Genomic DNA, 24,016 nt, shown 5'->3' with positions numbered 1-24,016 from the left:
CTCACACCTTTCGGTCGGATGATCGGATTCTGCCCACTCATGGTAAAGGATCGGCAAAGCGGGGTGACGGCCGGTGGTGGCCGATCGGCTCGGGCAGCGGGGGAGGGGGTCCCGGGCGGGGGCCCAGGGCCGGGCGAGGGGCGGTTCCCCCGGACCGGCGAGGGCGCCGGGCCGGGTCGCGGGTGGTCCGCCCGGGCCTGGCAGGAGGCGGGGGCCGGGGAAGGGGACGGCTCTCGCCCCGCCGGGAGGAGCCTCACCCGGGAGGTCGGTCCAGATCACCCCGTGGGGCTTCGCCCGGTGGGTCGGTCGCGGTCCCTCGTGGGGCTTGGCCCGGTGGGTCGGTCCTGATCACCCCATGAGGCTTCGCCCGGTGGGTCGGTCCCGGACACGCCACGGGGCTTCACCCGGTCGGTCCGGGTCAGGCGGGGAGCGGCTTCACCCAGCGGGTCCACCGCTCGTCCGGGTCGTACTCCGCCGCCCGCCACGCCGCCTGCCCGAGCTCGTTCCGGTCGAGGACCATCGCGTCCACGCGGCGCCCGCCGAGCCGTACGAACCGCTCCTCGGCCGCGGCGAGGAGCGCGCCGCCGATGCCGCGCCGCCGGTGCTCCGGGTGGACGGCGAGCCGGTACAGGTGACAGCGCCAGCCGTCGAAGCCGGCGATCACCGTCCCGACCAGCTCACCGCCCCGCTCGGCGAGCAACAGCGCCTCCGGGTCCCGCTCCACGAGCCGGGCGACGCCCGCCGGGTCGTCGCTGATGCTGGTGCCCTCGGCCGCGGTCTTCCAGAAGGCGAGCACGGCGTCGATGTCGGCCGCGACCGCGGCCCGTATCCGAAGATCGTCCATGCCCGCATCCCACCACCGGCGGCGCCGGGCGTCGAGCGAGTTCCACCAGTCAGGACGCCGCGTGCCCGGGCCGCTCGCGGCCGCGCAGTTCGGCGATCACCGGACCGAAGGCCTCCAGGGCGTCGTCCAGGACCGTGAAGTAGGAGAAGCCCAGGCGCTCGCGGAGCCCCAGCAGCCGGTCGGCGATCTCCCCTACCGTGCCGATCGCGAGGATCGGCAGGTCGAGCACCTGCTCCTGGGTGAGATACGGGACGAGGGGAAGGAACTCCGCCACCGCCGCGGCCGGGTCGTCGGTCACCAGGACGCGCTGGAGCAGCAGGTTCCGCTCCGCCGGGCGCGCCCGTCCGGCCTCCGCCTCGAAGCCCTGGTACGTCTCCACCCGTCCGGCCAGCTCGTCCGCGGTCAGCACCGTCACCGAGTCGCCCGTGAACCGCCCGCCGCTGAACGCCGTCACGTCGGCGTGCCGGGCCGCGAGCCGCAGCACGCGGTCGCCGTTGCCGCCGACGAGCAGCGGGGTGCGGGAGCCCGTCCCGTCGCCCTTCAGCGCGCCGGCCAGCTCCTCGATCGTCCGGGCCAGATGGCCGACCCGTTCGCGCGGCGGCAGGAACGGGATGCCCGCCTCCTCGTGCTCGGCCCGCACGTAGCCGGTGCCCAGACCGAGTTCCAGGCGGCCTCCGGTCAGCGCGGCCGTCGTGGTCACCTCGCGGGCCAGCAGCGCCGGGTTCCAGAAACCCGTGTTGAGCACGAAGGTTCCCAGGCGCGGCCGGGTGGTCGCCTCCGCCGCCGCGACCAGGGAGGGGAACGGGGCGGGCATCCCGAGGTGGTCGGCGACCAGGATCAGGTCGTAGCCGAGCTCCTCGGCGCGGCGGCAGCGGGTCCGCCACTCCTCGCCCGAGCCGGTCCTGAGCATGTTGACGGCGAAGCGGAACGGTAAGGCCACGGCACTGCCTCCTCATCGACGGGCGTGAAGGACGTCAAGGACGTGACGTGCTTGACGGTCCCTCAGCCTGTCACGAAGCAGAACTCGTTGCCTTCCGGATCACGCATCACCTGGAACGATCCCTGGTCGTCCGTCACGATCCCGCCGGAACGGCTCGCGCCGAGCGGCAGTGCCTCCTCGGCCGCCGCGGCCGGATCACCGACCTCCAGGTCCAGGTGGACGCGGTTCTTCACCGCCTTGCCCTCCGGCACCCGCTGGAAGGCGAGGCGGACGAACTCGGGCGGGTCGACGTACGACCAGTCCGGGCTCCGGTCGACCGGAGTTCCGCCCAGGAGCGCCGCCCAGAACCGCGCGAGGGCGGCCGGGGCGGCGCAGTCGAAGACGATTTCCTGAACACGGGCGCGAGGCATGGCGCTCAGCGTAGGACGTGCGGCGGCGCGGCGTGCGGCCTGGCGGCGTGCTGCGCGGTCCGCACGGGGCTCAGGCGCCCGCCGCCGCGGTGAACTCGGCGGCGTCCCAGGAACCGCCCAGCGCCGGCGCCAGCCAGCCGGGCGCCGCCGCCCGGAACGCCTCGGGCGCCAGCGTGCCCGCACCCGCCGGCACCGCGCCGAGGAGCGGGGCGCCCGCGGCCTTCGGCAGATCCATCAGATTGCAGCGCGCCGCGAGGTCCGGAGCGTCCGGCCAGCTGCCGACCACCACGCCCAGCTGCTCGATGCCGCGCGCCCGCAGCGCTTCCGCCGTGAGGGTGGTGGAGTTGAGCGTGCCGAGGCCGGCGGGGACGACGACGAGGACCGGCGCGCCGAGCAGTCGTGCGGCGTCCGCGAGGGTTCCGCCCTCCTCGTCGAACCGTACGAGGAGCCCGCCGGCGCCCTCCACGAGCACCAGGTCGTGCTCCTCCGCCAGCTTCCGCGCGGCCTCCGCGACCTCCTCGGGCCGCACCGGCGCGAGCCCGGCGCGCCGCGCCGCGGTGTCGGGGGCCAAGGGCTCCGGGTACCGCGCCAGTTCGGCCCCGGTCACCGCCTCGCCCGCCAGCCGCACCACCTCGTCGGCGTCCCCCGTCTCTCCGGGGGCGACGCCGGTCTGCGCGGGCTTGAGCACGGCGACGGACCGCCCGCCGGCGGAGGCGAGGGCGGCGAGGGCGGCGGTGACGACGGTCTTGCCGATTTCGGTGCCGGTGCCGGTGATGACGATGACGTTGCTCAAGGGGATGTCCTTTCGTTCCGAGTAATGCTCACTGACAGAGCGCCGGGTCCGTGACCCGCCCGGTCGCCCGCCCGGTCGCTCTGGGCGTCCGTCCTGCCGCGCGGTGCCCGCCCGCGCCGCCTCCGCCCCGTCGCGGGGCCGTCCGCACCAGGCACCCCCTGGGGCGACGCCCTCGCCCTGGCGCCCCGGGCTGTGAACCTCCGCCCGGCAGGGCGGCGCCCACGCGGGCCGTGCGCGTTGCGAACCTCCGCGCGGCCGGGCGGCGCCCACCTGGGCGGGCCCTTCGCCGCGCCCCGTTGTGGGCAATCGTCCCGCAGGGCGGGACGGGTGGGCACAACGGACGGTGCTCCTTGCCGGGCCTGGGCTCCCGCGCCTGAACGGTCACCCCAAGGCGCGGCGGGCCTCGTGGTGCGGGCAGGTGCAGGGAGCGGAGGCGCCCGCTGAGGGCGCCGTCCCGTGTGCCCACCCGTCCCGCCCCAGCGGGACGAATGCCCACACGGAGGTGGGCGCCGCCCAGCGGGGCGAGAGCCAGGCACCCCTGCGCGGGGCCTCAGCGACGACGGGGCCCACGGGCGGCACCGGCCCAGCGGACGAAGCCCACATGGAGGCGGCGGGGCCCCGCCCGGGCGTGTCGGGTGGCGGGGACGGAGGCCCCGGCCCGAGCGGCGCCCGGCCGGGGCCGGTCCACGCCGCCGACGGGGCCGGTCCCATGCCGCGCCGCGGCCCGCGCCGCGACGTGTCGGCCCGTGCCACGACGGTGCTGCCCCGCGCCGCGCCGCGGCCCGCGCCGCGACGTGCCGGCCCGTGCCACGACGGTGCTGCCCCGCGCCGCGCCGCGCCGCGGCCCGTGCCGCGACGTGCCGGCCCGTGCCACGACGGTGCTGTCCCATGCCGCGCCGCGGCCCGTGCCGCGACGTGCCGGCCCGTGCCACGACGGTGCTGTCCCATGCCGCGCCGCGGCCCGCGCCGCGACGTGTCGGCCCGAGCCACGACATTGCTGCCCCCCGCGACGAGGCCCGCCCCGCCCCGCGCCGCCCCGCGACGGGGCCGGGCCTTACCGCGACGCGTCACACCGCGTCGCGACGGTGTCGGGTCAGCCCGCTGTTGCCGCTGCCCGTACCGCCTCGCAGATGCGCGACACATCCTCCTCGCCCGTCACGAACGGCGGCATCGTGTACACGAGGTCGCGGAAGGGGCGGAGCCAGACGCCCGACCGGACGGACGCGCGGGTGGCGGCGGCCATGTCGACCTCGTGGTCGAGCTGGACCACGCCGATCGCGCCGAGGACGCGGACGTCACGTACACCCGGCAGTCCGGCCACACCGTCGAGCCCCTCGCGGAGCCCCGCCTCGATGCGCTTGACCTCCACCCGCCAGTCCTGCGCGAGCAGCAGGTCGATGGAGGCGAGGGCGACCGCCGAGGCCAGCGGGTTGCCCATGAAGGTCGGGCCGTGGGCGAGGACGGGGACCTCGCCGCGCGAGATGCCCTCCGCGACCCGGCTCGTGCAGAGCGTCGCCGCCATCGAAAGGTAGCCACCGGTCAGCGCCTTGCCGAGGCACATCACGTCCGGGGAGACCCCGGCGTGGTCGGCGGCGAACAGCGCGCCCGTCCGCCCGAACCCCGTCGCGATCTCGTCGAAGATCAGCAGCACGTCGTGCGCGTCGCACGCCTCCCGCAGCACCCGCAGGTACTCCGGGCTGTGGAAGCGCATGCCGCCCGCACCCTGCACCACGGGCTCCACGATCACCGCGGCCAGCTCGTCGGCGTGCCGCCCGATCGTCTCGCGCAGCAGCTCGGCGTACGACTCCTCGTACGCGACGGGCGGGGCCTCCACGAAGACCTGTCGTTGCAGCACACCCGACCAGAGCTCGTGCATGCCGCCCTCGGGGTCGCACACCGACATCGGCTGCCAGGTGTCGCCGTGGTAGCCGCCGCGCCAGGTCAGCAGCCGCCGCTTGCCCGGCCGGCCGATCGAGCGCCAGTACTGCAGGCACATCTTCGCGGCGACCTCGACCGCGACCGAGCCGGAGTCGCTGAGGAACACGTGCTGCAGCGGCTCGGGCGTGATCTCCACGAGCCGCGCGGCGAGCCGCACGGCCGGCTCGTGGGTGAGCCCGCCGAACATGACGTGGCTCATGCGGTCGAGCTGGTCGCGGACGGCCTCGTTGAGCACCGGGTGGTTGTAGCCGTGGACGGCCGCCCACCACGACGACATGCCGTCGACCAACTCGGTCTGCCCCTCGACCGGTTCGGCGAGCCGAAGCCGCACCCCGGACGCGGACGCGACGACCAGCGGGTCCGAACGGCCGGGCATGGGGCCGTACGGGTGCCAGACGTGCGCCCGGTCCAGGGCGACGAGTTCGTCGTTACGCATTCGGGGCGAGGTCCGTACCGGCACCGCGGCGGCGCACCGCGACCAGGTCCGTCCTTGCCTCGGACGCGGCGGGCGCCTCCGAAGCGGCCGGCGCCTCGGCGGCCGCGCCGCCGCACGGGCCGCAGCCGCCACCGGCCTGCGCGTGCGAACCGCAGCCGCCGCCCGCACCGGCCTCCGCGTGGGGGCCGCAGCCGCCGCCCGCAGCGGCCGCCGCGACGTCCGCGCGGTGCGCGGGCAGCGTGGTGGTGCCCGCGCCCTCCACCTCGAAGCCGGCGTCGGCGATCATGTCGAGGTCGGCCTTGCCGGCCTGGCCCTCGCTCGTGAGGTAGTCGCCGAGGAAGATCGAGTTGGCGATGTTCAGCGCCAGCGGCTGCATCGTGCGCAGGTGGACCTCGCGTCCGCCCGCGATCCGCACCTCGACGTCCGGGCAGACGAACCGCACCATCGCGAGGATCCGCAGGCAGCGCTGCGGGGTGAGGTTCCACTCCTTGGCGAGCGGGGTGCCCTCGAACGGGATGAGGAAGTTGACCGGCACCGAGTCCGAGTCGAGCTCGCGCAGCGCGAACACCACGTCGACCAGGTCCTCGTCGGTCTCGCCCATGCCCGCGATCAGGCCGGAGCAGGCGGAGAGGCCGGCGCCGTGCGCCTTCTGCACCGTGTCCACGCGGTCCGCGTAGGTGTGGGTGGTGGTGATCTCCCCGTACGTCCCCTCGGACGTGTTGAGGTTGTGGTTGTACGCGTCGGCGCCGGCTTCCTTCAGCCGCTCCGCCTGGCCGTCGGAGAGCAGACCGAGGCAGGCGCAGACCTCCACGCCCTCGTTCTGCTCCTTGATCGCCTCGATGGTCCTGCCGACCCGCTCGACGTCCCGGTCCGTCGGGCCGCGGCCGCTCGCCACCAGGCAGACCCGCTTCGCGCCGCCCGCGACGCCGGCCGCCGCGGCGGCCGAGGCCTCGTCCGGCTTGAGCCAGGAGTACTTGAGGATTCCGGCCGTGGAGCCGAGTCGCTGCGAACAGTAGGAGCAGTCCTCGGGGCAGAGACCGGACTTCAGATTGACGAGATAGTTGAGCTTCACCCGCCGCCCGAACCAATGACGGCGCACCTTGCCGGCCGCGCTCACCACATCGAGCAGCTCGTCGTCGGAGGTCGCCAGCACGGCGAGCGCTTCTTCACGGGTCGGCGACTCGCGCCGCAGCCCCTTGTCCACCAGCGTGTTCAGCAGGTCCATAAGCGCTGATCCTGGCCTACGGCACGCCCTGCGGCCAAGGAGGATCCGAACAAACGCCGTCGTTTGAGGTGTGTGTATGGCCACACCCTGACCTCGGCCGGATCCGGTTAGGGTCTGTGCGCTGCCTACAAAAGGATCCGTCATGCCGCCGTACGCCGAGGACCCGCAGGACGTGTCGGCCCCCGAGGAGGGCGCGGACCCGGGGGAGGGCGCGGTCCTCGACGCGGACGGGGACCGGAACGGGGACCCGCGGGACGGCACGGACCCGCGCCGGGAAGCCTTCGGCTGGACCGAGGAGGCCGCGCGCCGGCGCGCCGAGGCGGGGCTGGTGCGGACACTGCGCCCGCGCGCCGCCGAGTCCGACCTCCTCGACCTCGCGGGCAACGACTACCTCGGCCTGACCCACCGCGCCGAGATCACCGAGGCCGCGGCCGAGGCGGCCCGCCGCTGGGGCGCGGGTTCCACCGGCTCGCGCCTCGTCACCGGCTCGACCCGGCTGCACGCCCGGCTCGAACGCGAACTCGCCGAGTTCTGCGGCTTCGAGGCCGCGCTCGTCTTCTCCTCCGGTTACACGGCGAACCTCGCCGCGCTGACCGCGCTGTCCGCCCGCGACGGGCTGATCGTGTCCGACGCCGGCAACCACGCCTCGATCGTCGACGGCTGCCGGCTGTCCCGGGCCGAGACGGCGGTCGTCCCGCACGCCGACCCGGCCGCCGTGGCGAAGACGCTGGCCGCGCACCCGGGCCGACGGGCGCTCGTCGTGAGCGACTCCGTCTTCTCGGTCGACGGCGACAGGGCGCCGCTCGCCGGACTCGCGGCGGCCTGCCGGGAACACGGAGCGGGCCTGGTCGTGGACGACGCCCACGGCTTCGGCGTGCTCGGCGACGGCGGGCGCGGCGCCGTCCAGGAGGCGGGCCTCGCGGGCGACCCGGACGTGGTCGCGACGCTCACGCTCTCCAAGTCCCTGGGCAGCCAGGGCGGCGCGGTACTCGGCCCGGCCCGGGTGATCGAGCACCTGGTCAACGCGGCCCGCACCTTCATCTTCGACACCGGGCTCGCGCCCGCCGCGGCGGGCGGCGCGCTCGCGAGCCTCCGTCTGATCGCTGCCGAACCGGCCCTCGCGGCCCGCGCCCGTACCGTGGCGGGCACCCTCCACCGGCTGCTCACGGACGCCGGTCTCACCGCCGTACGCCCGGACGCCGCCGTGGTGTCGGTGCGCGCGCCGGGACCGAACGAGGCGCTGCGGTGGGCGGCGGACTGCCGTGAACTGGGCCTCGGCGTGGGATGTTTCCGGCCTCCGTCGGTGCCGGACGGCGTCTCCCGGCTGCGTCTGACGGCACGCGCGGACCTCACGGACGCCCAGATCGAGCGGGCGGTGGCGACGATCGTCCGGACCGCGCCGGCCGGGGCGGTCTGACGGCCGGTCACGCGTTGTCAGTCCCGCTCGCTAGGTTGTCCGTATGAGTTCTTCCCTGAGCGTGTACCTGATCGACCCCAAGGCGACGCGGGCCCTCGTCGGCTCCGGCGACGAGCAGCTGCTCGAGATCATCCGCGAGCGCTTCGCCGACGACCTGGCGCGCGACGACGACTGGTTCTCGTCCGAGATAAGGGACGGTGCGCCCAGCGCGTACGAGGCGCTGCGCACGGTGGTGCACGGCGGCCCGTTCGAGGCGCAGAAGCACCATGTCTTCCAGTACGGCTACGCCTACAAGCGACTGTGCTCGCTCACCGGCTCCTTCCTCGACAACTCCTCCTTCTCGCCCTTCCGCGGGGACTGGCTGAAGATGGTCGACGAGGGCCTGAAGGCGCTGCGGATCACCGCGGTGTCGGTGGCGGAGTTCGGCTACGACGGCGGGATGCCCGACCCGCTGCCGACGTACGACCTGCCGCTGTGCGGCGAGTGGACGCACGAGCAGTGCCTGGCGGCGCTGGAGCAGTTCGAGCGGACGAAGGCGGACGGTCACGCGCCGCCGCTCGATCCGGAGGTCGTCGACGCGGTGATGGACGTCATCGGCTGGCTCCGGCACGTGGAGTCCCGTCCGGGCTTCGGTGTCATCGGCTTCGTCTCGTAGCGGGCTCCCGGGGACCCACGGGCTCTCCGGGGACCCACGGGCTCTCCGGGGAGCCAACGGGGGGCACGGGGGAGCCGCCGAGAGGCACCGGGGGGCCAACGGGGAGGTGCCGGCCTGTGCAGGGGCGCGTGCGACGGTTTCCGCAACCGTCCGCGCGCCTGTGCTCGTCCTACAGCGCACCATGATCAGCCTCAGCGGACCGTTCACCGAGATCCTGTCCTCGTCCTTCCGGCGGTTGCTCGCCTTCGCCTGGACGCAGACGCGTGCCTGCGCCTTCGCGATCGCGCTGCTGTCCGGCGTGGCGGCGTCCACCCTGCTCACCGGGCTCCCGGTGGCCAGGTACGACCTGCTCGTCGCGTACGGCGTGCTGCTCACCCTGGTCTTCTGGCTGCGCGGCTGGGAGAGCGGGCGGGACATCGCCGTCATCGGCGTCTGCCATGTCATCGGCCTGGCCTTCGAGCTGGTGAAGGTCTCCCTCGGCTCGTGGAGCTATCCGGAGCCGGCCGTGCTGAAGTTCGCCGGGGTGCCGTTGTACGGCGGGTTCCTCTACGCGGCCGTCGGCAGTTACGTCTGCCGGGCCTGGCACCTCTTCGACCTGGAGCTGGTCCGCTACCGGCCCAGGGCGGTCGCCGTGGTGGCCGCGGCGATCTACCTCAACTTCTTCACCCACCACTGGCTGCCCGACGCGCGCTGGCCGCTGGCCGTCCTGCTCCTGGCCGTGACCGCGGGCACCTCCGTGCGCTTCACGGTGCGCGGGGCGCGCCTGCGCATGCCGCTGGCGCTGTCGTTCGTCCTGATCGGCTTCTTCCTGTGGCTGGCGGAGAACCTCGCGACCTACGTGGGCGCCTGGCGCTACCCGTACCAGACGCACGGCTGGCAGCCGGTCGGCGTGGAGAAGTTCGGCGCCTGGTCCCTGCTGATCAGCATCACCTTCGTCCTGGCGGCCACCGCCCGCCGCGCGGGCAGACGCCTGCCGTCCTGACCTCGCCGGCCTCGGCCGCTTCGATATCCGCTCGCCCGTCGCACGGTTCACTGCTTCGGGCGACAGATATCCGTATATCTGGTGGATCGCCGCCCGCCGCGGCGGCATCGGTGGCAGTCTGACGCGAAGCGCAATCCGGGCGGGGCCCGGTGGGAAAGGGACAGCGTCGCCATGGCAGACCACCAGGAAGCAACCGTCACGCTGCCGAGCGATCCCGCTTCGGTCTCCACCGCTCGGAGGTACGTCGCCGAGGTGCTCTCCTCCTGGGGGCTCGACGAGGCGACCGAAACGGCGGACACGGTCCGGCTGATCGTCTCCGAGCTGGCGACCAACGCCGTGCAGCACACGTTCGGCCAGTCGCCGACCTTCACGGTCGACATCCGCCTTGAGCGGGAAGAGCAGCTGCGCATCGGGGTGACCGACAGTCATCCGCGGTGGCCGCAGCGGCTGCCCGCCGCCGTACAGCAGGACAACGGGCGGGGGATGGTCATCATCCGCTACCTGGCCGCCGAGGCAGGGGGCCGCCTCTCGGTGGCGGCCACACCGGAGGGCGGAAAGACGGTCTGGATCAACCTGCCGTGGCCGGTCGCGGTCTCACACTAGGACGGGTCGCTCCCCGCGGCATCCCGCCGGATCCCGCCCGGGCGGGATCCGGTGTGAACGGACCGGGAGGAGGGGACGGGGCGCCTCCGGCGCTCCTCCCGGACGTTCAGCGGGTCTTGCGGGTCTTGCGGCCACGCACGTCCTACGGCCACGCACGTCCGACGGCCACGCACGTCCGACGGTCGCTCACGTCGTGCGGCCACGGACGTCCTACGGGCCGCAGGACGTACCGGTCACGCAGGACGTACGGGTCGCGCAGGGCGTTCACGCAGCTCGGACGGGTCAGCGGACCCGGCCGTAGTAGACCTTCGACGACCAGATCCTGTCGAGCTTCACCCACGAGCCGGTCTTGGGTGAGTGCCAGATCTTGTTGTTACCCGCGTAGATTCCGACGTGGTAGACCCTTCCGCCGGAATGGAAGAAGACCAGGTCCCCCTTCTGCCGGCTGGACGCCGAGACGTGCCGGGTCTTGTTGTACTGCTGCTGCGCCGTGCGCGGCAGGGTCTTGCCCGCCTTCTTGTACGAGTAGAGCGTGAGGCCCGAGCAGTCGAACCTGCTGGGGCCTGCCGAGCCGTACTTGTAAGGCGATCCCTTCTTCGAGGCGGCGACGTCCAGCGCCTTGCCGGCGTAGGAGGTCGCGGCCTGGGCCTCCGGTGCCGCTCCTGGGGCGAGCAGCGTGCCGCCGACGGCGGCGAGGGTGAGAGCCGAGACGGCTCCGGCCCGGGACAGCAGGGACGGGACATGAATCTGCGCAGTCATGCGCAACCCTTCGTCAGCCGCCTGTGAAGGATGACCTGTCGGGTTCGGGCAGGCGAAGATGCCCGGCCGCTGTCGCGGCTTCACCCCGAGGAACGTCCCCACTGCTCGGACGTCCCGTGTTGCTCGGGTCCTCCACTCCTGCCGATCCACTCCTGTCGACCAGACGTCCGGAACGGCGGCAGGACTCGGCGTCCGCCCGGACCGCCCCGCCTCGGGTGGCGGGGGCTTGTCGTCGACAGGGATCTTGACCCACACCCAGGCCGAAATCCGAGCTGAAACGGCGATATGTGAGGCTCCTCACGACTGATCCATACGGGTGGACAGTCAGGTTTCGGGATCTTCGGAGGTTTGGCCGACGAGCCCGCCACCAGCGACGGAACGTTCAATTCCGCCAGATGCGTACACCTGTTGCGCAACTCACCTGAGCTCTATGTCGATTCGTCTACTACGCCGAACGGGGGAGCGATTCTGCGGTCCGCGTGCCCCGAGTGGACCTCGACACGACACGCGGAGGTGTCAACTCGCCTGCTCTTCGCGGACCGTGACCCGGACCGATCGACGCTCCCCGTCCAACACCCTTAGCGCATGGGCCAGTGTGTCCGCGTGGACCTCGCTCTCGCCCCGCATATGCATGAGCGTCAGCGCGTCCCGGAGCGCCGTCGCCCGCCCGACCAGGGCCTGCGCCGCGCGCAGCGCCCCATAGGTATGCGCAGTCCTGGATGGATTGATTCGCCCGAGCAGGTCGACGACTTCGAGGTAGGCGTCCACGAACTCGCCCTCGGCGCGCGTCAGTGCGGGCAGCGGCGGCAGCTCCGGCACCACGGCGGACTCACCGCTCCCCGTGGCCGGCGGACCCGCGGCGGTCGCTCACCACGTGGTCGACCAGGCCGTAGGCGAGCGCGGCCGGGGCGTCGAGCACCGTCGTCCGGTCGATGTCGGCGTCGATCCGGGCGCGCTCCTGGCCGGTGTGCTCGGCGAGCAGCCCGGCGACGAGCTCGCGCTGCCGGAGCAATTCCCGGGCCTGGATGTCGAGATCGCTGGGCTGCCCCTGCAACGGCTCGTCGAGCTCGGGCTGCTGGAGCACGATCCGGGCGCCGGGCAGCGCCATCCGGCGGCCGGGCGAGCCGGCGGCGAGGAGCACCGCGGCCGGGCCGACGGCCTGGCCGAGGCAGGTGGTCTCCACCTCGCACGAGACGGTGCTGATCGTGTCGTAGATCGAGGTCATGGCACTGATCGAGCCGCCGGGCGAGTTGATGTAGAGGCTGATCAGCTGCTCGGGAGACGCGTAGTCGAGGTGCAGGAACTGGGCGATGACGTCGTTGGCCGAGGTCTCGTCGATCGGCGTGCCCAGGAAGACGATCCGTTCCTGAAGCAGCTTCGAGTAGGGGTCGAGGGTGCGGGTGCCGAAGCTCGTGCGCTCGGTGAACTCCGGAAGGACGTACCGCATCGAGCTCCGCGTGCTCTTCTCCATGGCACTCCTCCTTCTGTAAAAAATGTACAGGACGTACAGCCCGTAAGATGAGGAGCATGGCCTACGAGATTCCGGTGACGCAAGCGCGCGCAGAGCTCGCGGATCTGATCAACCGCGTCGTGTACGGCGACGAGCGCGTGGTCGTCACCCGCCACGGCAAGCCGCTCGTCGCCCTGGTCTCCGCCGCTGACCTGGAGAAACTCGAGGCGATGCGGGAAGCGGCCGAGGAACCGGTGATCAGTTCGGTCTCCAGGACCGGCCGGCCGGCGTCCGCTGCGGGTGAACAGCGCAGGTTCGGCATCGCCGCCCACCACCAGGACCCCGGAGCCTCCAGCTCCTGACGCGCGCGAGTGCCCCCGCCGGGAGGGCGGGGGCACTCGCGCGCGTGACCCTGGGTGTTCGGCCTCGGGTCCGGCGGGCCGGCTCAGGCGACCGGCTCGGGCAGCGGTGCCGGGGCGGGAGCCGCGCCGGCCGCCCGCGCCCTCGCGCGCCGCCCGCCGACGAGTACCGCGGTCAGGCCGACTGCCGCCCACGCGACCAGCACCAGGAGCGCGGAGCCCGCGCCCGCGCCGCCGAAGGACGACACCGAGCGCAGCGCCGTGCCCGCCGCGCCCGGCGGAAGCCACTGGCCGAGCACGCCCATCGGGGCGGGCAGCAGCTCCGGCGCGGTGGCGATGCCGGAAGAGGGGCTGCCGAGCAGGACCATCAGGACGGCCCCGACGGCGAGCCCCGCCCTCCCGATGAGCGCGGCGAGCCCGGCCACGGTCGCCCCGACGGCGAGGACGGCGAGCGAGAGCACCCCGGCCTCCGTCCACCAGGCCCCGGTGAGACCGCCGAGCCAGCTGTCCGCGACGGCCGTGCCGACCAGGCCGGAGAGCGCCGCCGCGCCGGTGAGTGCGGCCGCCGCGCGACCGCCGCGCAGGCCGAGCAGTGAGGTGACGGCGCCGGACGCGGCGCCCGCCAGGCCGACCGGCAGCAGGCCTGCCGCGAGGACGGCGCCGCGCGGGTCGGCGGCCGGTGCCGGTACGACATCGGTGACCTGGAGCGCGTTGCCGGCCGGCAGCTGCGCGGCGACGGCCTCGCGCAGCATCCCGGCGACGACGGGGCTCGCCGCGGAGGCGGTCAGGAGCCGGGGGCCCCGGGGCGTGACCACGATGGCGCCGTATACGGTCCGGTCCTCGATCGCGGCGCGGGCGGCAGCCTCGTCCGCGTAACGCCGCACCTCGAACGCGCCCTCGCGGGCCGCGAGGTGCTGTTCCACGGCGGCCGTGGCCGAACCGGCGACACCGACGGGCAGGTCACGCGGGGCGGTACGGGCGGCCGGCCAGGCGAAGGCCCAGAGGGCGAAGGCGACGACGGCGGGGATCAGCAGCATCACCGCGACCGACTTGCGGGTGTCTGTGGCGGACATGGTCCACCTCGATTCAAAGAGAAGGATCGTTCGTTTTACGTGTCGCCCACACTGTCCTTCGAGGGGTCTCGCTTGTCAAGAATGAATATTCGTTTTACGTTTGGGGCCATGGCCCGTGTCTCCCAGGAACACCTCGACGCCCGCCGCCGCCAGATCCTCGACGGCGCGGCCCGCTGCTTCGCCCGCAACGGCTTCCACGCCACGTCCATGCAGGACGTACTGACCGAGGTGGGCCTCTCGGCCGGTGCCGTCTACCGCTACTTCCGCGGCAAGGACGAACTGATCACGGCCATCGCCGACGAGGCCTTCACCGGTGTCCGCAGCGCTTTCCTCGAGGCCTCGAAGACGGTCCCGCCGCCCACGCCCGACGTCCTGCTCGGCGCCGTGCTGCGGCTCTTCCTGGAGGAGCGGATCCCGGGCGCCGACCGGCAGGCCTTCGGCCGGCTGATCCTCCAGGTCTGGAGCGAGACCCTGCGCGACGAGCGGCTGGCCGCCGCCCTCGCGAGCGGCTACGGCGGCATGCGCGAGGCCTGGTCCGAGCTCGTCGCCGCCTACCGCGCCAACGGGCTCATGACCGCCGACGTCTCCGCCGACCACGTGGCCAGGACCCTGATCGCCGTCGCCCAGGGCTTCATCGCCCAGCAGGCGCTCTTCGGTGACGTCAGCGTCGAGATCCTGGAGGACGGGCTGCGTGGACTGATGTCCATGCAGACGCAAAGCGCGAGTTAACGAGCCGGAAAAACTTCCGCCCTAACCTGCAATCTCCGACCCGGCGGCCCCTTCCCGTGGCTCAACGGCATGTTGAAGATCGCTAAGGTCCGCTGCTGTCCGGGTGATGCCCGGTGGACGACAGTGAGGTGGAAGCGTGCAACTGAGCCCCCATGAGCAGGAACGTCTGCTCATTCATGTCGCGGCCGACGTGGCCGAGAAGCGCCGGGCCCGCGGAGTGCGGCTCAACCACCCCGAGGCCGTCGCCCTGATCACCTCCCACGTCCTGGAAGGCGCCCGCGACGGCCGCACCGTCGCCGAGCTGATGGCCTCCGGCCGCAAGGTGCTGACCCGCGACGAGGTCATGGACGGCATCCCCGAGATGATCCACGACGTCCAGGTCGAGGCCACCTTCCCGGACGGGACCAAACTCGTCACCGTCCATGACCCGATCGTGTGAAAGCGGGCCGTCACCGATGATTCCCGGAGAGATCCTTTACGGTGACGGGCCCGTCGCCCTCAACGAGGGCAGCCCCGTCACCCGCCTCACCGTCCTCAACGCCGCCGACCGGCCCGTCCAGGTCGGCTCGCACTACCACTTCGCCGAGGCCAACCCCGGCCTCGACTTCGACCGCGCCGCCGCCCGCGGACTGCGTCTGAACATCGCCGCCGGCACCGCCGTGCGCTTCGAGCCCGGCATCCCCGTCGAGGTCGAGCTGGTGCCGGTCGCCGGCCGCCGGATCGTGCCCGGTCTGCGCGGCGAGACCGCCGGCCCGCTCGACACGGACCAGAACGGAGGCGACCGTGCCTGAGCTGCACCGCGCCGTCTACGCCGACCTGTTCGGCCCCACCACCGGCGACCGCGTCCGGCTCGCCGACACCGATCTGCTCGTCGAGATCGAGGAGGACCGCTCCGGCGGCCCCGGGCGCGCCGGCGAGGAGGCCGTGTTCGGCGGCGGCAAGGTCATCCGGGAGTCGATGGGCCAGGCCCGCACCACCCGCGCCGAGGGCGCCCCCGACACCGTGATCACCGGCGCCGTGGTCATCGACCACTGGGGGATCGTCAAGGCGGACGTCGGCATCCGCGACGGCCGGATCACCGCGCTGGGCAAGGCCGGCAACCCCGACACCATGGACGGGGTCCATCCCGACCTGGTCATCGGCCCCGAGACCGAGGTCATCGTCGGAAACGGCCGGATCCTCACCGCCGGAGCCGTGGACGCCCATGTCCACTTCATCTCGCCGACCGTCGTCGAACAGGCCCTCGCCACCGGTGTGACCACCCTCGTCGGCGGCGGCACCGGACCCGCCGAGGGCACCAAGGCCACCACCATCACGCCCGGCCCCTGGCACATGGCCCGGATGTTCGAGGCCCTGGACACCTTCCCGGTCAACATCGGCCTGCTCGGCAAGGGCAACACCATGTCCCGGGAGGCCATGCACTCCCAGCTGCGCGGCGGGGCCCTCGGCTTCAAGATCCACGAGGACTGGGGGGCCACCCCGGCCGTCATCGACGCCTGTCTGAGCGTCTGCGAGGAGACCGGCGCCCAGCTCGCCATCCACACGGACACCCTCAACGAGGCGGGCTTCGTCGGCGACACCCTCGCCGCCGTCGCCGGCCGCACCATCCACGCGTACCACACCGAGGGAGCGGGCGGCGGGCACGCGCCGGACATCATCAGCGTGGTCTCCGAGCCGCACGTGCTGCCCAGCTCGACCAACCCGACCCGGCCGCACACTGTCAACACCATCGAGGAACACCTCGACATGCTGATGGTCTGCCACCACCTCAACCCGGCCGTCCCCGAGGACCTCGCCTTCGCCGAGTCCCGCATCCGGCCCTCGACCATCGCCGCCGAGGACGTGCTCCACGACCTCGGCGCCATCTCGATCATCTCCTCCGACTCCCAGGCGATGGGACGGATCGGCGAGGTGATCATGCGCACCTGGCAGACCGCCCACGTCATGAAGAAGCGGCGCGGCGCCCTGCCCGGCGACGGGACGGCCGACAACCACCGCGTCCGGCGCTACGTCGCCAAGTACACGATCAACCCGGCAATCGCCCAGGGCATGGGCCACCTCATCGGCTCCGTCGAACCCGGCAAGCTCGCCGACCTGGTGCTGTGGGAGCCCGCCTTCTTCGGCGTCAAGCCGCTCGTCGTCCTCAAGGGCGGCCAGATCGCCTACGCGCAGATGGGCGACGCCAACGCCTCCATCCCCACGCCCCAACCCGTGCTGCCCCGGCCGATGTTCGGCGCGCTCGGGCGGGCCGCCGCGGCCGGCTCCGTCAACTTCGTCGCCGAGGCGGCGATCGAGGACGACCTGCCGCACAGGCTCGGCCTGCACAAGGAGTTCACCGCCATCGGTTCCACCCGGCGGATCACCAAGGCCGACATGCGCGAGAACGACGCCCTGCCGCGGGTCGAGGTCGACGCCGACACCTTCTCGGTGACCATCGACGGCGAACCGGTCGAACCGGCCCCCGCCACCGAACTGCCCATGGCCCAGCGTTACTTCCTCTTCTGATGACGCGCGCTGCCCTTCTGGTGCTCGCCGACGGGCGGTTCCCCGCCGGCGGGCACGCCCACTCCGGCGGCGCCGAGGCCGCCGTCAAGGCCGGCCGCATCAAGGACGCCGCCGGCCTGGAGGCCTTCTGCCGGGGCCGGCTGCACACCACCGGCCTCAGCTCGGCCGCGCTCGCCGCCGGCGCCGCGTACGGACTCGACCCGTACGAGCTCGACGCGGCGGCCGACGCCCGCACCCCCTCGCCGGCCCTGCGCGCCGCCGCCCGCAGACTCGGCCGCCAGCTGATGCGGGCCGCCCGCGCCGCCTGGCCGAGCCCGGAACTCGACGCGCTGGCCGCCGCGTTCCCGCGCGGCGCCCACCAGGCGGTGGTCCTCGGCGCCGCCGCCCGGGCCGCCGGGCTCGGCGCCGAGGACGCCGCGCACTGTGTCGCGTACGAGACGGTCGGCGGCCCGGCGACCGCGGCCGTACGTCTCCTCGGCCTCGACCCCTACCAGGCCACCGCCGTCCTCGCCCGCCTCGCGCCCGAGATGGACCGGGTCGCCGAACGCGCCGCCACGGCCGCCCGGGAGGGCGTCGACGCCCTGCCCGCCGCCTCCGCGCCGATGCTCGACCTCACCGCCGAACAGCACGCGGCCTGGCCCGTCCGCCTCTTCGCTTCCTGAGAACCTGGAGCCCGCCCATGCACCTCGACCACGCCCACACCCACCACGGTGCCGTCTCCGCCGACGCCCACCGGCCCGACGGAAGCCGGCGCGCGCTGCGCATCGGACTCGGCGGCCCGGTCGGCTCCGGCAAGACCGCCACCGTCGCCGCCCTCTGCCGCGCGCTGCGCGACACGTTCTCCCTGGCCGTCGTCACCAACGACATCTACACCCGCGAGGACGCCGAGTTCCTGCTCCGCGAGGCCGTCCTGCCGCCCGAGCGGATCCAGGCCGTCGAGACCGGCGCCTGCCCGCACACGGCGATCCGCGACGACATCTCCGCCAACCTCGAAGCCGTCGAGGAGCTGGAGGACGCGGTCGGTCCGCTCGACCTCGTCCTCGTCGAGTCCGGCGGCGACAACCTCACCGCCACCTTCTCCCGGGGCCTCGTCGACGCCCAGATCTTCGTCATCGACGTCGCCGGCGGCGACGACATCCCGCGCAAGGGCGGCCCCGGCGTCACCACCGCCGACCTGCTCGTCGTCAACAAGACCGACCTCGCCCCGTACGTCGGCTCCGACCTGGAGCGGATGGCGCGCGACGCCAAGGAGCAGCGCGGCGAGCTGCCCGTCGCCTTCACCTCGCTGCGCTCGGAGCAGGGCGTCGGTCCCGTGGCCGACTGGGTCCGCGCCCGGCTCGTCGCATGGGCCGCATGAGCCTCCCGGCCCCGGCCCCGGCGGCGCCGGGCCGCCGCAGCCTCACCGCCACCGCCCGGATCGTCGCGGGCCCCGGCGGTTCGCTCCCGGTCCTGGAGAGCGCCGGGCCGTTCGCCCTGCGCCGCACCCGCGCCACCGGCCCGTACACCCGGGTCACCGTCGTCGGCGCCATGAGCGCCCCGCTCGGCGGTGACCGGCTCGCCCTGGAGGCCGAGGTACGGGACGGGACCAGGCTGCTCGTCGACTCGGCCGCCGCCACCGTCGCCCTGCCCGGCCCCGACGGCGCACCGGCCTCGTACGAGGTCCGTCTCGCCGTCGGCGCGGACGCCGAGCTGCGCTGGCTGCCCGAACAGCTGGTCTGCGCCGCCGGATCCACGCTGCGGACGCGCACCACCGTCGAACTCGCGCCCACCGCACGGCTCGTGCTCCGTGAGGAACAGGTCCTCGGCCGCCACGCCGAGGAGCCCGGAACCCTCACCGGCCGGCTCACCGTGCGCCGTGCCGGTCGCCCGCTGCTGGACCAGGAACTCGGCCACGGCCCCGGCGCCCCCGGAGGCTGGGACGGGCCGGCGGTCCTCGCCGGTCACCGTGCGACCGGGCAACTTTTGGTGGTCGACCCGCACTTCGCGGACAAACCGGTGGAAACCAGGCTGATCGGCGAGCACGCGGTGCTCGTCCCGCTCGCCGGACCCGCCGCCCTCGTGACCGCCGTCGCCCCCGACGCCCTCGCCCTGCGGCGGGCCCTCGACGAGGCGTTCGGCCTGCTCACCGGCGGCCCGTGAGGTTCCGCTCAGCGGCACACCGTTCACCGGTTATCGGTTCGGCAAAGAACACGTGTACGCCCTTTCTCCCCCGGCCCCATTGACGAAAGGATCCCCCGGACACCCACGACCACGGCGCTGCCACGGGGGTGGCGCTTTTCAGGGGGAGGAACCACTTGCGACGTACAGCCGCGTTCGGCTCGGCCGGCACGCTCGTCACGGCCACGCTCATAGCCGGCGCCCTGGCCACACCGACCGCCGCCGCCCATGGCCGCCACGGCGCCGACGACGAGGCGCGCGGCGCCTCCGTCGCCGCCGCCCGCGCCGCGAAGGCCGGCATCGACTGGCAGGACTGCCCCGCCGACTGGGGCCTGGAGAAGCCCATCCAGTGCGGCTGGGTCACCGTCCCGGTCGACTACGCCAAGCCCGACGGCAAGCAGATCAAGATCGCCGTCGACCGCATCGGCGCCACCGGCACCCCGGCCGAGCGCCAGGGCGCGCTGCTCTACAACCCGGGCGGCCCCGGCGGCTCCGGCATGCGCTTCCCGCGCCGGGTCACCACCAAGAACAAGATCTGGGCGAACACCGCCAAGGCCTACGACTTCGTCGGCTTCGACCCGCGCGGCGTCGGCCACTCGGCGCCCATCTCCTGCGTCGACCCGACCGAGTTCGTCAAGGGCCCCAAGCTCGACCCGGTCCCGGACAGCGAGGCGGACAAGCTCGCCCAGCGCAAGCTGGCGGCCGAGTACGCCAAGGGCTGCGCCGAGAAGAGCGGCGACATGCTGCCGTACATGACCACCCGCAACACCGCCCGTGACCTCGACGTCATCCGGGCCGCGCTCGGCGAGAAGAAGCTCAACTTCGTCGGCGTCTCCTACGGCACCTACCTCGGCGCCGTCTACGGCACGCTGTACCCGGACCACGTGCGCCGCATGGTCGTCGACAGCGTGGTCGACCCGTCCCGCAAGGAGATCTGGTACGGGGCCAACCTCAACCAGGACATCGCCTTCGAGGGCCGCCTCAAGGACTGGATGACCTGGGTCGCCCAGCACGACGACGCGTTCCACCTCGGCAAGACCTACGACGAGGTCCGGCAGCAGTGGACGACCCTGCGCGCCGCCGCCAAGAAGGAGCCGCTCGGCGGCAAGGTCGGCCCCGCCGAGCTCATCGCCTTCTTCCAGAACGCCCCGTACTACGACTCCATGTGGGTCCCGGTGGCGGAGGCCTGGAGCGCCTACGCCGCGGGTGACCCGCAGCCGCTGATCGACGCGGCCGCCGCGGACCTCACCGACACGGCCGGCAACATCGCCGCGGAGAACGGCAACGCCGTCTACACCGCCGTCGAGTGCGCCGACGCGCCGTGGCCGACCAGCTGGAAGAAGTGGGACCGGGACAACTCCCGGCTGCACGAGCAGTACCCGTTCATGACCTGGTCCAACGCCTGGATGAACCTGCCGTGCGCCACCTGGTCCGCGCCGCGCCAGCGGCCGACCGAGGTGAAGACCGGCAAGGGCCTGCCGCCCGTGCTCATCGTCCAGGCCGAGCGTGACGCGGCGACGCCGTACTCCGGCGCCGTCGAGCTGCACAAGCGCTTCAAGGGCTCGCGTCTGATCACCGAGAAGAACGCCGGCTCGCACGGCGTCACCGGCCTGGTGAACCCCTGCATCAACCCGAGGGTCGAGACCTACCTGCTCACCGGCGAGGTGGACGCCCAGGACGTGACGTGCGAGCCGCACGCCACGCCCAAGCCGTAACACCCGCACCACGGAGGAGGGGCGGTCGCCGGCCGGCGACCGCCCCTCCGCGCGTCGTCCGTCCCGGTCAGCCGCGCGCGGCCAGCCAGGCGTCCTCGGCCGCGTAGTCGAAGAAGTCCACGCCGTACTTCACCAGACCCGGGAACGCCTCCCGCCAGTCCCGCTCGGCCACCGCCGACGCCAGGAACTCGATCGTGCCGGGCAGCGACTCCGCGTAGCTCACCACGGCCCGGTAGCCCAGCTCCCGCTCCGCCGCCGACATGTCGACCACCATGGGATGCGGCGTCGTCCACGGCGTGTAGCCGACCATGTCCTTCCCGGGCGGCCCGTCGAACAGGATCGTCTCGCTGGTCACGCCCATCGCCGCGTCGATCGCCGCACCGATCTCGGCGACCGTCGGCGCCTCCGGGTCGGCGCCGTTCAGCACGCGACTGCCCGGCTTGGCGGCGGCCAGCCGGATCAGCTCCGCCAGGTTGTCGACGTGCACCGGGTGGAAGACGGACCGGCCGCCCTCCGCCAGGATCCGCACCGGACGCCCGTCCAGCGCCCGCTTCACGAACCACAGTTCGCGCGGACCCGGGCTGTACGGGCCGTGCACGGCCGCCGCCCGCAGCACGGTGGTCGGCAGCTTCTCGCCCGCCTTCAGGAGCTCCAGCTCCAGGGCCACCTTGCGGGTGCCGTACGAGAAGTCGCTCGGCGCGACCGTCCGCCAGGTCTCCGGGATCGGCAGCGGGTACACCGGGAAGCCGTCGGGCTCGTCCTGCGTGTCGAAGTTCCGCCCCTTGTCGTCCTCGTAGACCGCACCGCTGGAGATCACCACCGCCGAACCGATCCGGTCCGCCATTCCCGTCAGCTGGCGCCCGTGCCCGGCGTCGTACGCCACGACGTCCACCAGGACGTCCGTGCCCCCGCCGAGCGCCGCCGACAGCGCCCCTTCCTCGTCTCGGTCCACCGCGACGGACCGGACCTCCGCCGGCCACCGCTCGTCCCGGCCGCCCCTGCGCGAGGCGGCGGTCACCTCCCAGCCGTCCGCGACGAGCGCCTGCACGGCCGCCCGTCCGATCTGTCCCGTCGCTCCCAGCACGAACGCGTTTCCCTTGGTCATGGCCAGGACGCTACGGGCCCGGAGCCGGGCGGCCCAGGAGCTTTCGCCGTGCGCGGATTCGCCGTCAGCGTTCCGCCTCCGGGAACTTCTCCGGCCCTCGCGCGGTCCCAGCCGCCTTCACCTTCGCCGCGTACTCGTCCACGTACTCCTGCCCGGACAGCGACATGATCGCGTACATGATCTCGTCCGTGACCGCGCGGACCGCGGCCTTCTCGCCCGCCATCCCCGCGTACCGGGAGAAATCCAGCGGCTCGCCGAAGCGGATGGTGACCCGCCGGATCCGCGGCAGCACCCGGCCCGGCGGCTGGATCTCGAAGGTGCCGAGCATCGCGCACGGCACCACCTTCACCCCGGCCGTGAGCGCCATCACCGCCACGCCCACCTTGCCCTTGTACAGCCGCCCGTCGTGCGACCGCGTGCCCTCCGGGTAGATGCCCAGCAGCTCGTCCTTGGCGAGCACCCCGAGGCCCTCGCGGATCGCCGCCTGCCCCGCCTCCTTGCCCGAACGGTCCACCGGGATCTGGCCCGCGCTGCGGAAGAACGCCGCCGTCAGCCGGCCCTTCAGACCCGGACCGGTGAAGTACTCCTGCTTCGCCAGGAAGGTGATCCGCCGGCTCAGCACCACCGGCATCAGGAAGTGGTCGGAGAACGACAGGTGGTTGCCGGCGACGATCGCCGCACCCTCCTCCGGGACGTGCTCCAGACCCTCCACCCGCGGCCGGAACAGCAGCTTCAGCAGCGGACCGATCAGCACGTACTTCAGTACGTAGTAGAACACCGGCAACCCCCGTCCATCGCCCGACAAGCCCCGTGCAAGCCCTTTGTAACCAAGGCCGCGCCCGTGGTCCACTGGTGGGGAGGGAGCCGACCGATGACAGGCGCGCGCGGGCACGGGCGTCCCGGCGCAGCCGCCACCGCCGCACTGGTGTGCGCCGTGACGGCCGCCGGTCTGTACGGCTGCTCCGGCTCGGGCCCGTCGGAGCCCACGCAGACGCCGACCAAGCCCCCGCCCGCCACCTCGCCCTCCGGCGGCGTCTCCCCGTTCACCGGCCTGGCCGCACGCCCCGGTCCCGTGCTCGCCGTCAAGATCGACAACGTGCCGCCGGCCCGCCCGCACACCGGGCTCGCCGACGCCGACCTCGTCTACGTCGAGCAGGTCGAGTCCGGCCAGACCCGGCTCATGGCGGTCTACGCCTCGAAGGTCCCCGACCGGGTGGGGCCGGTGCGCAGCGCCCGCGAGTCCGATATCGACCTGCTGCGGCAGTTCGGCAGGCCCGTCCTCGCCTACTCCGGCGCCCAGAGCGCGCTCACCCCGCTGCTCGAGGCCGCCCCGCTGCACCTGGTCACCGAAGGCGGCAACCCCGTCGCCTTCGTACGTGATCCCGGCCGAGCCGCCCCGCACAACCTGTACCTGCGGCCCGGCCGCGCGCTCGCCACCGCGCCGGACGCCACCCACGCCAAGGACATCGGCTTCCGCTTCGGACCGGCCCCCGCCGACGGCACCCCCGTCAACAGCCGCACGGTCCGCTTCCCCGCCACCCGCTACACCTTCACCTGGGCGCCCGCCGAGCACGCCTGGCGGGTCGCCATGGACGGCCGCCCCGACGGGCCGCTGAAGCCGGCCACCGTCGTCGTGCAGCACGTCACCGTGAAGGCCTCGCGCTTCCACGACTTCCTGGGCGCCGTCTCCCCGTACACCGTCACCACCGGCTCGGGCAGCGCGCAGGTGCTGCGGGACGGAAAGGTCCACGAGGCCCGCTGGAACCGGCCCGACGCGAACTCCGGCACCACTTTCACCACCCCTGCGGGAGCGCCGCTGAACTTCGCGCCCGGCCAGGTGTGGGTGCTGCTCACGGGGACGTGAGGGCCCCCAGGGCGGTCCCTTCCGGAGCTTGGCCGGGTCCGCGGTGTGATCCGAAAG

The 24,016-nt window shown here is 73.3% G+C and carries 25 protein-coding genes, 1 pseudogene and 1 riboswitch; of the genes and pseudogenes, 14 read left to right on the top strand and 12 right to left on the bottom strand.

Annotated features, from left to right (window positions below; all coding sequences use genetic code 11):
• Positions 1 to 418: 418 nt before the first annotated feature.
• The 6 genes and pseudogenes from ACFY8W_RS27840 to bioB form a co-directional block, all read right to left on the bottom strand.
• A pseudogene (locus ACFY8W_RS27840) lies at positions 419 to 859 on the bottom strand (GNAT family N-acetyltransferase); the annotation flags it as partial.
• A gap of 34 nt (positions 860 to 893) precedes the next feature.
• Positions 894 to 1,784: a TIGR03621 family F420-dependent LLM class oxidoreductase gene (locus ACFY8W_RS27835; RefSeq protein WP_391110688.1), complete on the bottom strand. Its 891-nt coding sequence runs from the start codon at positions 1,782 to 1,784 to the stop codon at positions 894 to 896.
• Positions 1,785 to 1,846: 62 nt separating this feature from the next.
• Positions 1,847 to 2,194 (bottom strand): VOC family protein, encoded by a 348-nt coding sequence (locus ACFY8W_RS27830; RefSeq protein WP_391110686.1) that lies wholly within the window; start codon positions 2,192 to 2,194, stop codon positions 1,847 to 1,849.
• Positions 2,195 to 2,264: 70 nt separating this feature from the next.
• The gene (gene bioD, locus ACFY8W_RS27825; protein ID WP_391110682.1) at positions 2,265 to 2,987 is read right to left on the bottom strand and encodes a dethiobiotin synthase; all 723 of its coding nucleotides are present in this window, start codon (positions 2,985 to 2,987) and stop codon (positions 2,265 to 2,267) included.
• Positions 2,988 to 4,080: 1,093 nt separating this feature from the next.
• A complete protein-coding gene (locus ACFY8W_RS27820; protein WP_391110679.1) occupies positions 4,081 to 5,361 on the bottom strand; it encodes an adenosylmethionine--8-amino-7-oxononanoate transaminase in 1,281 nt (426 codons plus the stop codon).
• On the bottom strand, positions 5,354 to 6,586 hold the full coding sequence (gene bioB / locus ACFY8W_RS27815; RefSeq protein ID WP_391110676.1) for a biotin synthase BioB: 1,233 nt from the start codon (positions 6,584 to 6,586) through the stop codon (positions 5,354 to 5,356). Before bioB ends, ACFY8W_RS27820 begins: the two co-directional genes overlap by 8 nt.
• A gap of 142 nt (positions 6,587 to 6,728) precedes the next feature.
• Here bioB and ACFY8W_RS27810 point away from each other — a divergent pair, with 142 nt between their 5' ends.
• From ACFY8W_RS27810 to ACFY8W_RS27795, 4 genes are all read left to right on the top strand, one after another.
• Positions 6,729 to 8,003, top strand: a complete 1,275-nt coding sequence (locus ACFY8W_RS27810; protein ID WP_391110673.1) for an aminotransferase class I/II-fold pyridoxal phosphate-dependent enzyme — start codon at positions 6,729 to 6,731, stop codon at positions 8,001 to 8,003.
• 43 nt (positions 8,004 to 8,046) lie between these two features.
• Positions 8,047 to 8,658 (top strand): hypothetical protein, encoded by a 612-nt coding sequence (locus ACFY8W_RS27805; protein ID WP_391110670.1) that lies wholly within the window; start codon positions 8,047 to 8,049, stop codon positions 8,656 to 8,658.
• 181 nt (positions 8,659 to 8,839) lie between these two features.
• On the top strand, positions 8,840 to 9,640 hold the full coding sequence (locus ACFY8W_RS27800; protein WP_391110667.1) for a DUF817 family protein: 801 nt from the start codon (positions 8,840 to 8,842) through the stop codon (positions 9,638 to 9,640).
• Positions 9,641 to 9,811: 171 nt separating this feature from the next.
• On the top strand, positions 9,812 to 10,243 hold the full coding sequence (locus ACFY8W_RS27795) for an ATP-binding protein (protein WP_391110665.1): 432 nt from the start codon (positions 9,812 to 9,814) through the stop codon (positions 10,241 to 10,243).
• Positions 10,244 to 10,525: 282 nt separating this feature from the next.
• Here ACFY8W_RS27795 and ACFY8W_RS27790 read toward each other — a convergent pair whose 3' ends face one another.
• The 3 genes from ACFY8W_RS27790 to ACFY8W_RS27780 form a co-directional block, all read right to left on the bottom strand.
• Entirely contained in the window at positions 10,526 to 11,002 is a 477-nt protein-coding gene (locus ACFY8W_RS27790) for an NlpC/P60 family protein (protein WP_391110662.1), read from the bottom strand.
• Between the two features lie 3 nt (positions 11,003 to 11,005).
• Positions 11,006 to 11,203: riboswitch (cyclic di-AMP (ydaO/yuaA leader) on the bottom strand.
• Between the two features lie 315 nt (positions 11,204 to 11,518).
• Positions 11,519 to 11,824 carry a hypothetical protein gene (locus ACFY8W_RS27785; RefSeq protein ID WP_391110660.1) on the bottom strand — a complete coding sequence of 102 codons (306 nt, stop codon included), beginning with the start codon at positions 11,822 to 11,824 and terminating at the stop codon, positions 11,519 to 11,521.
• 7 nt (positions 11,825 to 11,831) lie between these two features.
• Positions 11,832 to 12,473: an ATP-dependent Clp protease proteolytic subunit gene (locus tag ACFY8W_RS27780; protein WP_391110658.1), complete on the bottom strand. Its 642-nt coding sequence runs from the start codon at positions 12,471 to 12,473 to the stop codon at positions 11,832 to 11,834.
• Between the two features lie 56 nt (positions 12,474 to 12,529).
• Here ACFY8W_RS27780 and ACFY8W_RS27775 point away from each other — a divergent pair, with 56 nt between their 5' ends.
• Positions 12,530 to 12,814, top strand: a complete 285-nt coding sequence (locus tag ACFY8W_RS27775) for a type II toxin-antitoxin system prevent-host-death family antitoxin (protein WP_391110656.1) — start codon at positions 12,530 to 12,532, stop codon at positions 12,812 to 12,814.
• An 83-nt stretch (positions 12,815 to 12,897) separates the two neighbouring features.
• On the opposite strand, the gene ACFY8W_RS27770 is transcribed toward ACFY8W_RS27775, so the two are convergent.
• Positions 12,898 to 13,884, bottom strand: coding sequence for an ABC transporter permease (locus tag ACFY8W_RS27770; RefSeq protein WP_391110653.1), 987 nt, complete (start codon positions 13,882 to 13,884; stop codon positions 12,898 to 12,900).
• 108 nt (positions 13,885 to 13,992) lie between these two features.
• Between ACFY8W_RS27770 and ACFY8W_RS27765 the strand changes: the two genes are divergently transcribed.
• From ACFY8W_RS27765 to ACFY8W_RS27730, 8 genes are all read left to right on the top strand, one after another.
• Positions 13,993 to 14,613 carry a TetR family transcriptional regulator gene (locus tag ACFY8W_RS27765; protein ID WP_391110650.1) on the top strand — a complete coding sequence of 207 codons (621 nt, stop codon included), beginning with the start codon at positions 13,993 to 13,995 and terminating at the stop codon, positions 14,611 to 14,613.
• 136 nt (positions 14,614 to 14,749) lie between these two features.
• On the top strand, positions 14,750 to 15,052 hold the full coding sequence (locus ACFY8W_RS27760; RefSeq protein ID WP_309549753.1) for an urease subunit gamma: 303 nt from the start codon (positions 14,750 to 14,752) through the stop codon (positions 15,050 to 15,052).
• Positions 15,053 to 15,068: 16 nt separating this feature from the next.
• Positions 15,069 to 15,404, top strand: coding sequence for an urease subunit beta (locus ACFY8W_RS27755; RefSeq protein WP_391110645.1), 336 nt, complete (start codon positions 15,069 to 15,071; stop codon positions 15,402 to 15,404).
• Positions 15,397 to 17,118, top strand: a complete 1,722-nt coding sequence (locus tag ACFY8W_RS27750) for an urease subunit alpha (RefSeq protein WP_391110642.1) — start codon at positions 15,397 to 15,399, stop codon at positions 17,116 to 17,118. Before ACFY8W_RS27755 ends, ACFY8W_RS27750 begins: the two co-directional genes overlap by 8 nt.
• Positions 17,118 to 17,780 carry an urease accessory UreF family protein gene (locus ACFY8W_RS27745; RefSeq protein WP_391110639.1) on the top strand — a complete coding sequence of 221 codons (663 nt, stop codon included), beginning with the start codon at positions 17,118 to 17,120 and terminating at the stop codon, positions 17,778 to 17,780. Before ACFY8W_RS27750 ends, ACFY8W_RS27745 begins: the two co-directional genes overlap by 1 nt.
• 17 nt (positions 17,781 to 17,797) lie before the next feature.
• Positions 17,798 to 18,475 carry an urease accessory protein UreG gene (gene ureG / locus ACFY8W_RS27740; protein WP_391110636.1) on the top strand — a complete coding sequence of 226 codons (678 nt, stop codon included), beginning with the start codon at positions 17,798 to 17,800 and terminating at the stop codon, positions 18,473 to 18,475.
• Positions 18,472 to 19,257, top strand: coding sequence for an urease accessory protein UreD (locus ACFY8W_RS27735; protein WP_391110633.1), 786 nt, complete (start codon positions 18,472 to 18,474; stop codon positions 19,255 to 19,257). Before ureG ends, ACFY8W_RS27735 begins: the two co-directional genes overlap by 4 nt.
• 155 nt (positions 19,258 to 19,412) lie before the next feature.
• Positions 19,413 to 20,990, top strand: coding sequence for an alpha/beta fold hydrolase (locus ACFY8W_RS27730; protein WP_391110630.1), 1,578 nt, complete (start codon positions 19,413 to 19,415; stop codon positions 20,988 to 20,990).
• Between the two features lie 67 nt (positions 20,991 to 21,057).
• On the opposite strand, the gene ACFY8W_RS27725 is transcribed toward ACFY8W_RS27730, so the two are convergent.
• The gene (locus tag ACFY8W_RS27725; protein WP_391110627.1) at positions 21,058 to 22,095 is read right to left on the bottom strand and encodes an NAD-dependent epimerase/dehydratase family protein; all 1,038 of its coding nucleotides are present in this window, start codon (positions 22,093 to 22,095) and stop codon (positions 21,058 to 21,060) included.
• 64 nt (positions 22,096 to 22,159) lie between these two features.
• Positions 22,160 to 22,873 carry a 1-acyl-sn-glycerol-3-phosphate acyltransferase gene (locus ACFY8W_RS27720; protein WP_391110624.1) on the bottom strand — a complete coding sequence of 238 codons (714 nt, stop codon included), beginning with the start codon at positions 22,871 to 22,873 and terminating at the stop codon, positions 22,160 to 22,162.
• 93 nt (positions 22,874 to 22,966) lie between these two features.
• Between ACFY8W_RS27720 and ACFY8W_RS27715 the strand changes: the two genes are divergently transcribed.
• Entirely contained in the window at positions 22,967 to 23,959 is a 993-nt protein-coding gene (locus ACFY8W_RS27715; protein ID WP_391110622.1) for a DUF3048 domain-containing protein, read from the top strand.
• Positions 23,960 to 24,016 lie beyond the last annotated feature (57 nt).

This window comes from Streptomyces sp. NPDC012637 (genome assembly GCF_042954805.1).
GTDB lineage: Bacteria > Actinomycetota > Actinomycetes > Streptomycetales > Streptomycetaceae > Streptomyces.
Note: the sequence above shows the minus strand (reverse complement) of the source record. Positions and strands in the feature narration are given on the sequence as shown.

Bases quoted from the DNA above. Each gene is read 5' to 3' on its own strand.
- ACFY8W_RS27830 (WP_391110686.1), bottom strand. From the start codon at position 2,194: ATGCCTCGCGCCCGTGTTCAGGAAATCGTCTTCGACTGCGCCGCCCCG.
- ACFY8W_RS27820 (WP_391110679.1), bottom strand. From the start codon at position 5,361: ATGCGTAACGACGAACTCGTCGCCCTGGACCGGGCGCACGTCTGGCAC.
- bioB (WP_391110676.1), bottom strand. From the start codon at position 6,586: ATGGACCTGCTGAACACGCTGGTGGACAAGGGGCTGCGGCGCGAGTCG.
- ACFY8W_RS27810 (WP_391110673.1), top strand. From the start codon at position 6,729: ATGCCGCCGTACGCCGAGGACCCGCAGGACGTGTCGGCCCCCGAGGAG.
- ACFY8W_RS27805 (WP_391110670.1), top strand. From the start codon at position 8,047: ATGAGTTCTTCCCTGAGCGTGTACCTGATCGACCCCAAGGCGACGCGG.
- ACFY8W_RS27800 (WP_391110667.1), top strand. From the start codon at position 8,840: ATGATCAGCCTCAGCGGACCGTTCACCGAGATCCTGTCCTCGTCCTTC.
- ACFY8W_RS27795 (WP_391110665.1), top strand. From the start codon at position 9,812: ATGGCAGACCACCAGGAAGCAACCGTCACGCTGCCGAGCGATCCCGCT.
- ACFY8W_RS27790 (WP_391110662.1), bottom strand. From the start codon at position 11,002: ATGACTGCGCAGATTCATGTCCCGTCCCTGCTGTCCCGGGCCGGAGCC.
- ACFY8W_RS27780 (WP_391110658.1), bottom strand. From the start codon at position 12,473: ATGGAGAAGAGCACGCGGAGCTCGATGCGGTACGTCCTTCCGGAGTTC.
- ACFY8W_RS27775 (WP_391110656.1), top strand. From the start codon at position 12,530: ATGGCCTACGAGATTCCGGTGACGCAAGCGCGCGCAGAGCTCGCGGAT.
- ACFY8W_RS27770 (WP_391110653.1), bottom strand. From the start codon at position 13,884: ATGTCCGCCACAGACACCCGCAAGTCGGTCGCGGTGATGCTGCTGATC.
- ACFY8W_RS27765 (WP_391110650.1), top strand. From the start codon at position 13,993: ATGGCCCGTGTCTCCCAGGAACACCTCGACGCCCGCCGCCGCCAGATC.
- ACFY8W_RS27755 (WP_391110645.1), top strand. From the start codon at position 15,069: ATGATTCCCGGAGAGATCCTTTACGGTGACGGGCCCGTCGCCCTCAAC.
- ACFY8W_RS27745 (WP_391110639.1), top strand. From the start codon at position 17,118: ATGACGCGCGCTGCCCTTCTGGTGCTCGCCGACGGGCGGTTCCCCGCC.
- ureG (WP_391110636.1), top strand. From the start codon at position 17,798: ATGCACCTCGACCACGCCCACACCCACCACGGTGCCGTCTCCGCCGAC.
- ACFY8W_RS27735 (WP_391110633.1), top strand. From the start codon at position 18,472: ATGAGCCTCCCGGCCCCGGCCCCGGCGGCGCCGGGCCGCCGCAGCCTC.
- ACFY8W_RS27725 (WP_391110627.1), bottom strand. From the start codon at position 22,095: ATGACCAAGGGAAACGCGTTCGTGCTGGGAGCGACGGGACAGATCGGA.
- ACFY8W_RS27715 (WP_391110622.1), top strand. From the start codon at position 22,967: ATGACAGGCGCGCGCGGGCACGGGCGTCCCGGCGCAGCCGCCACCGCC.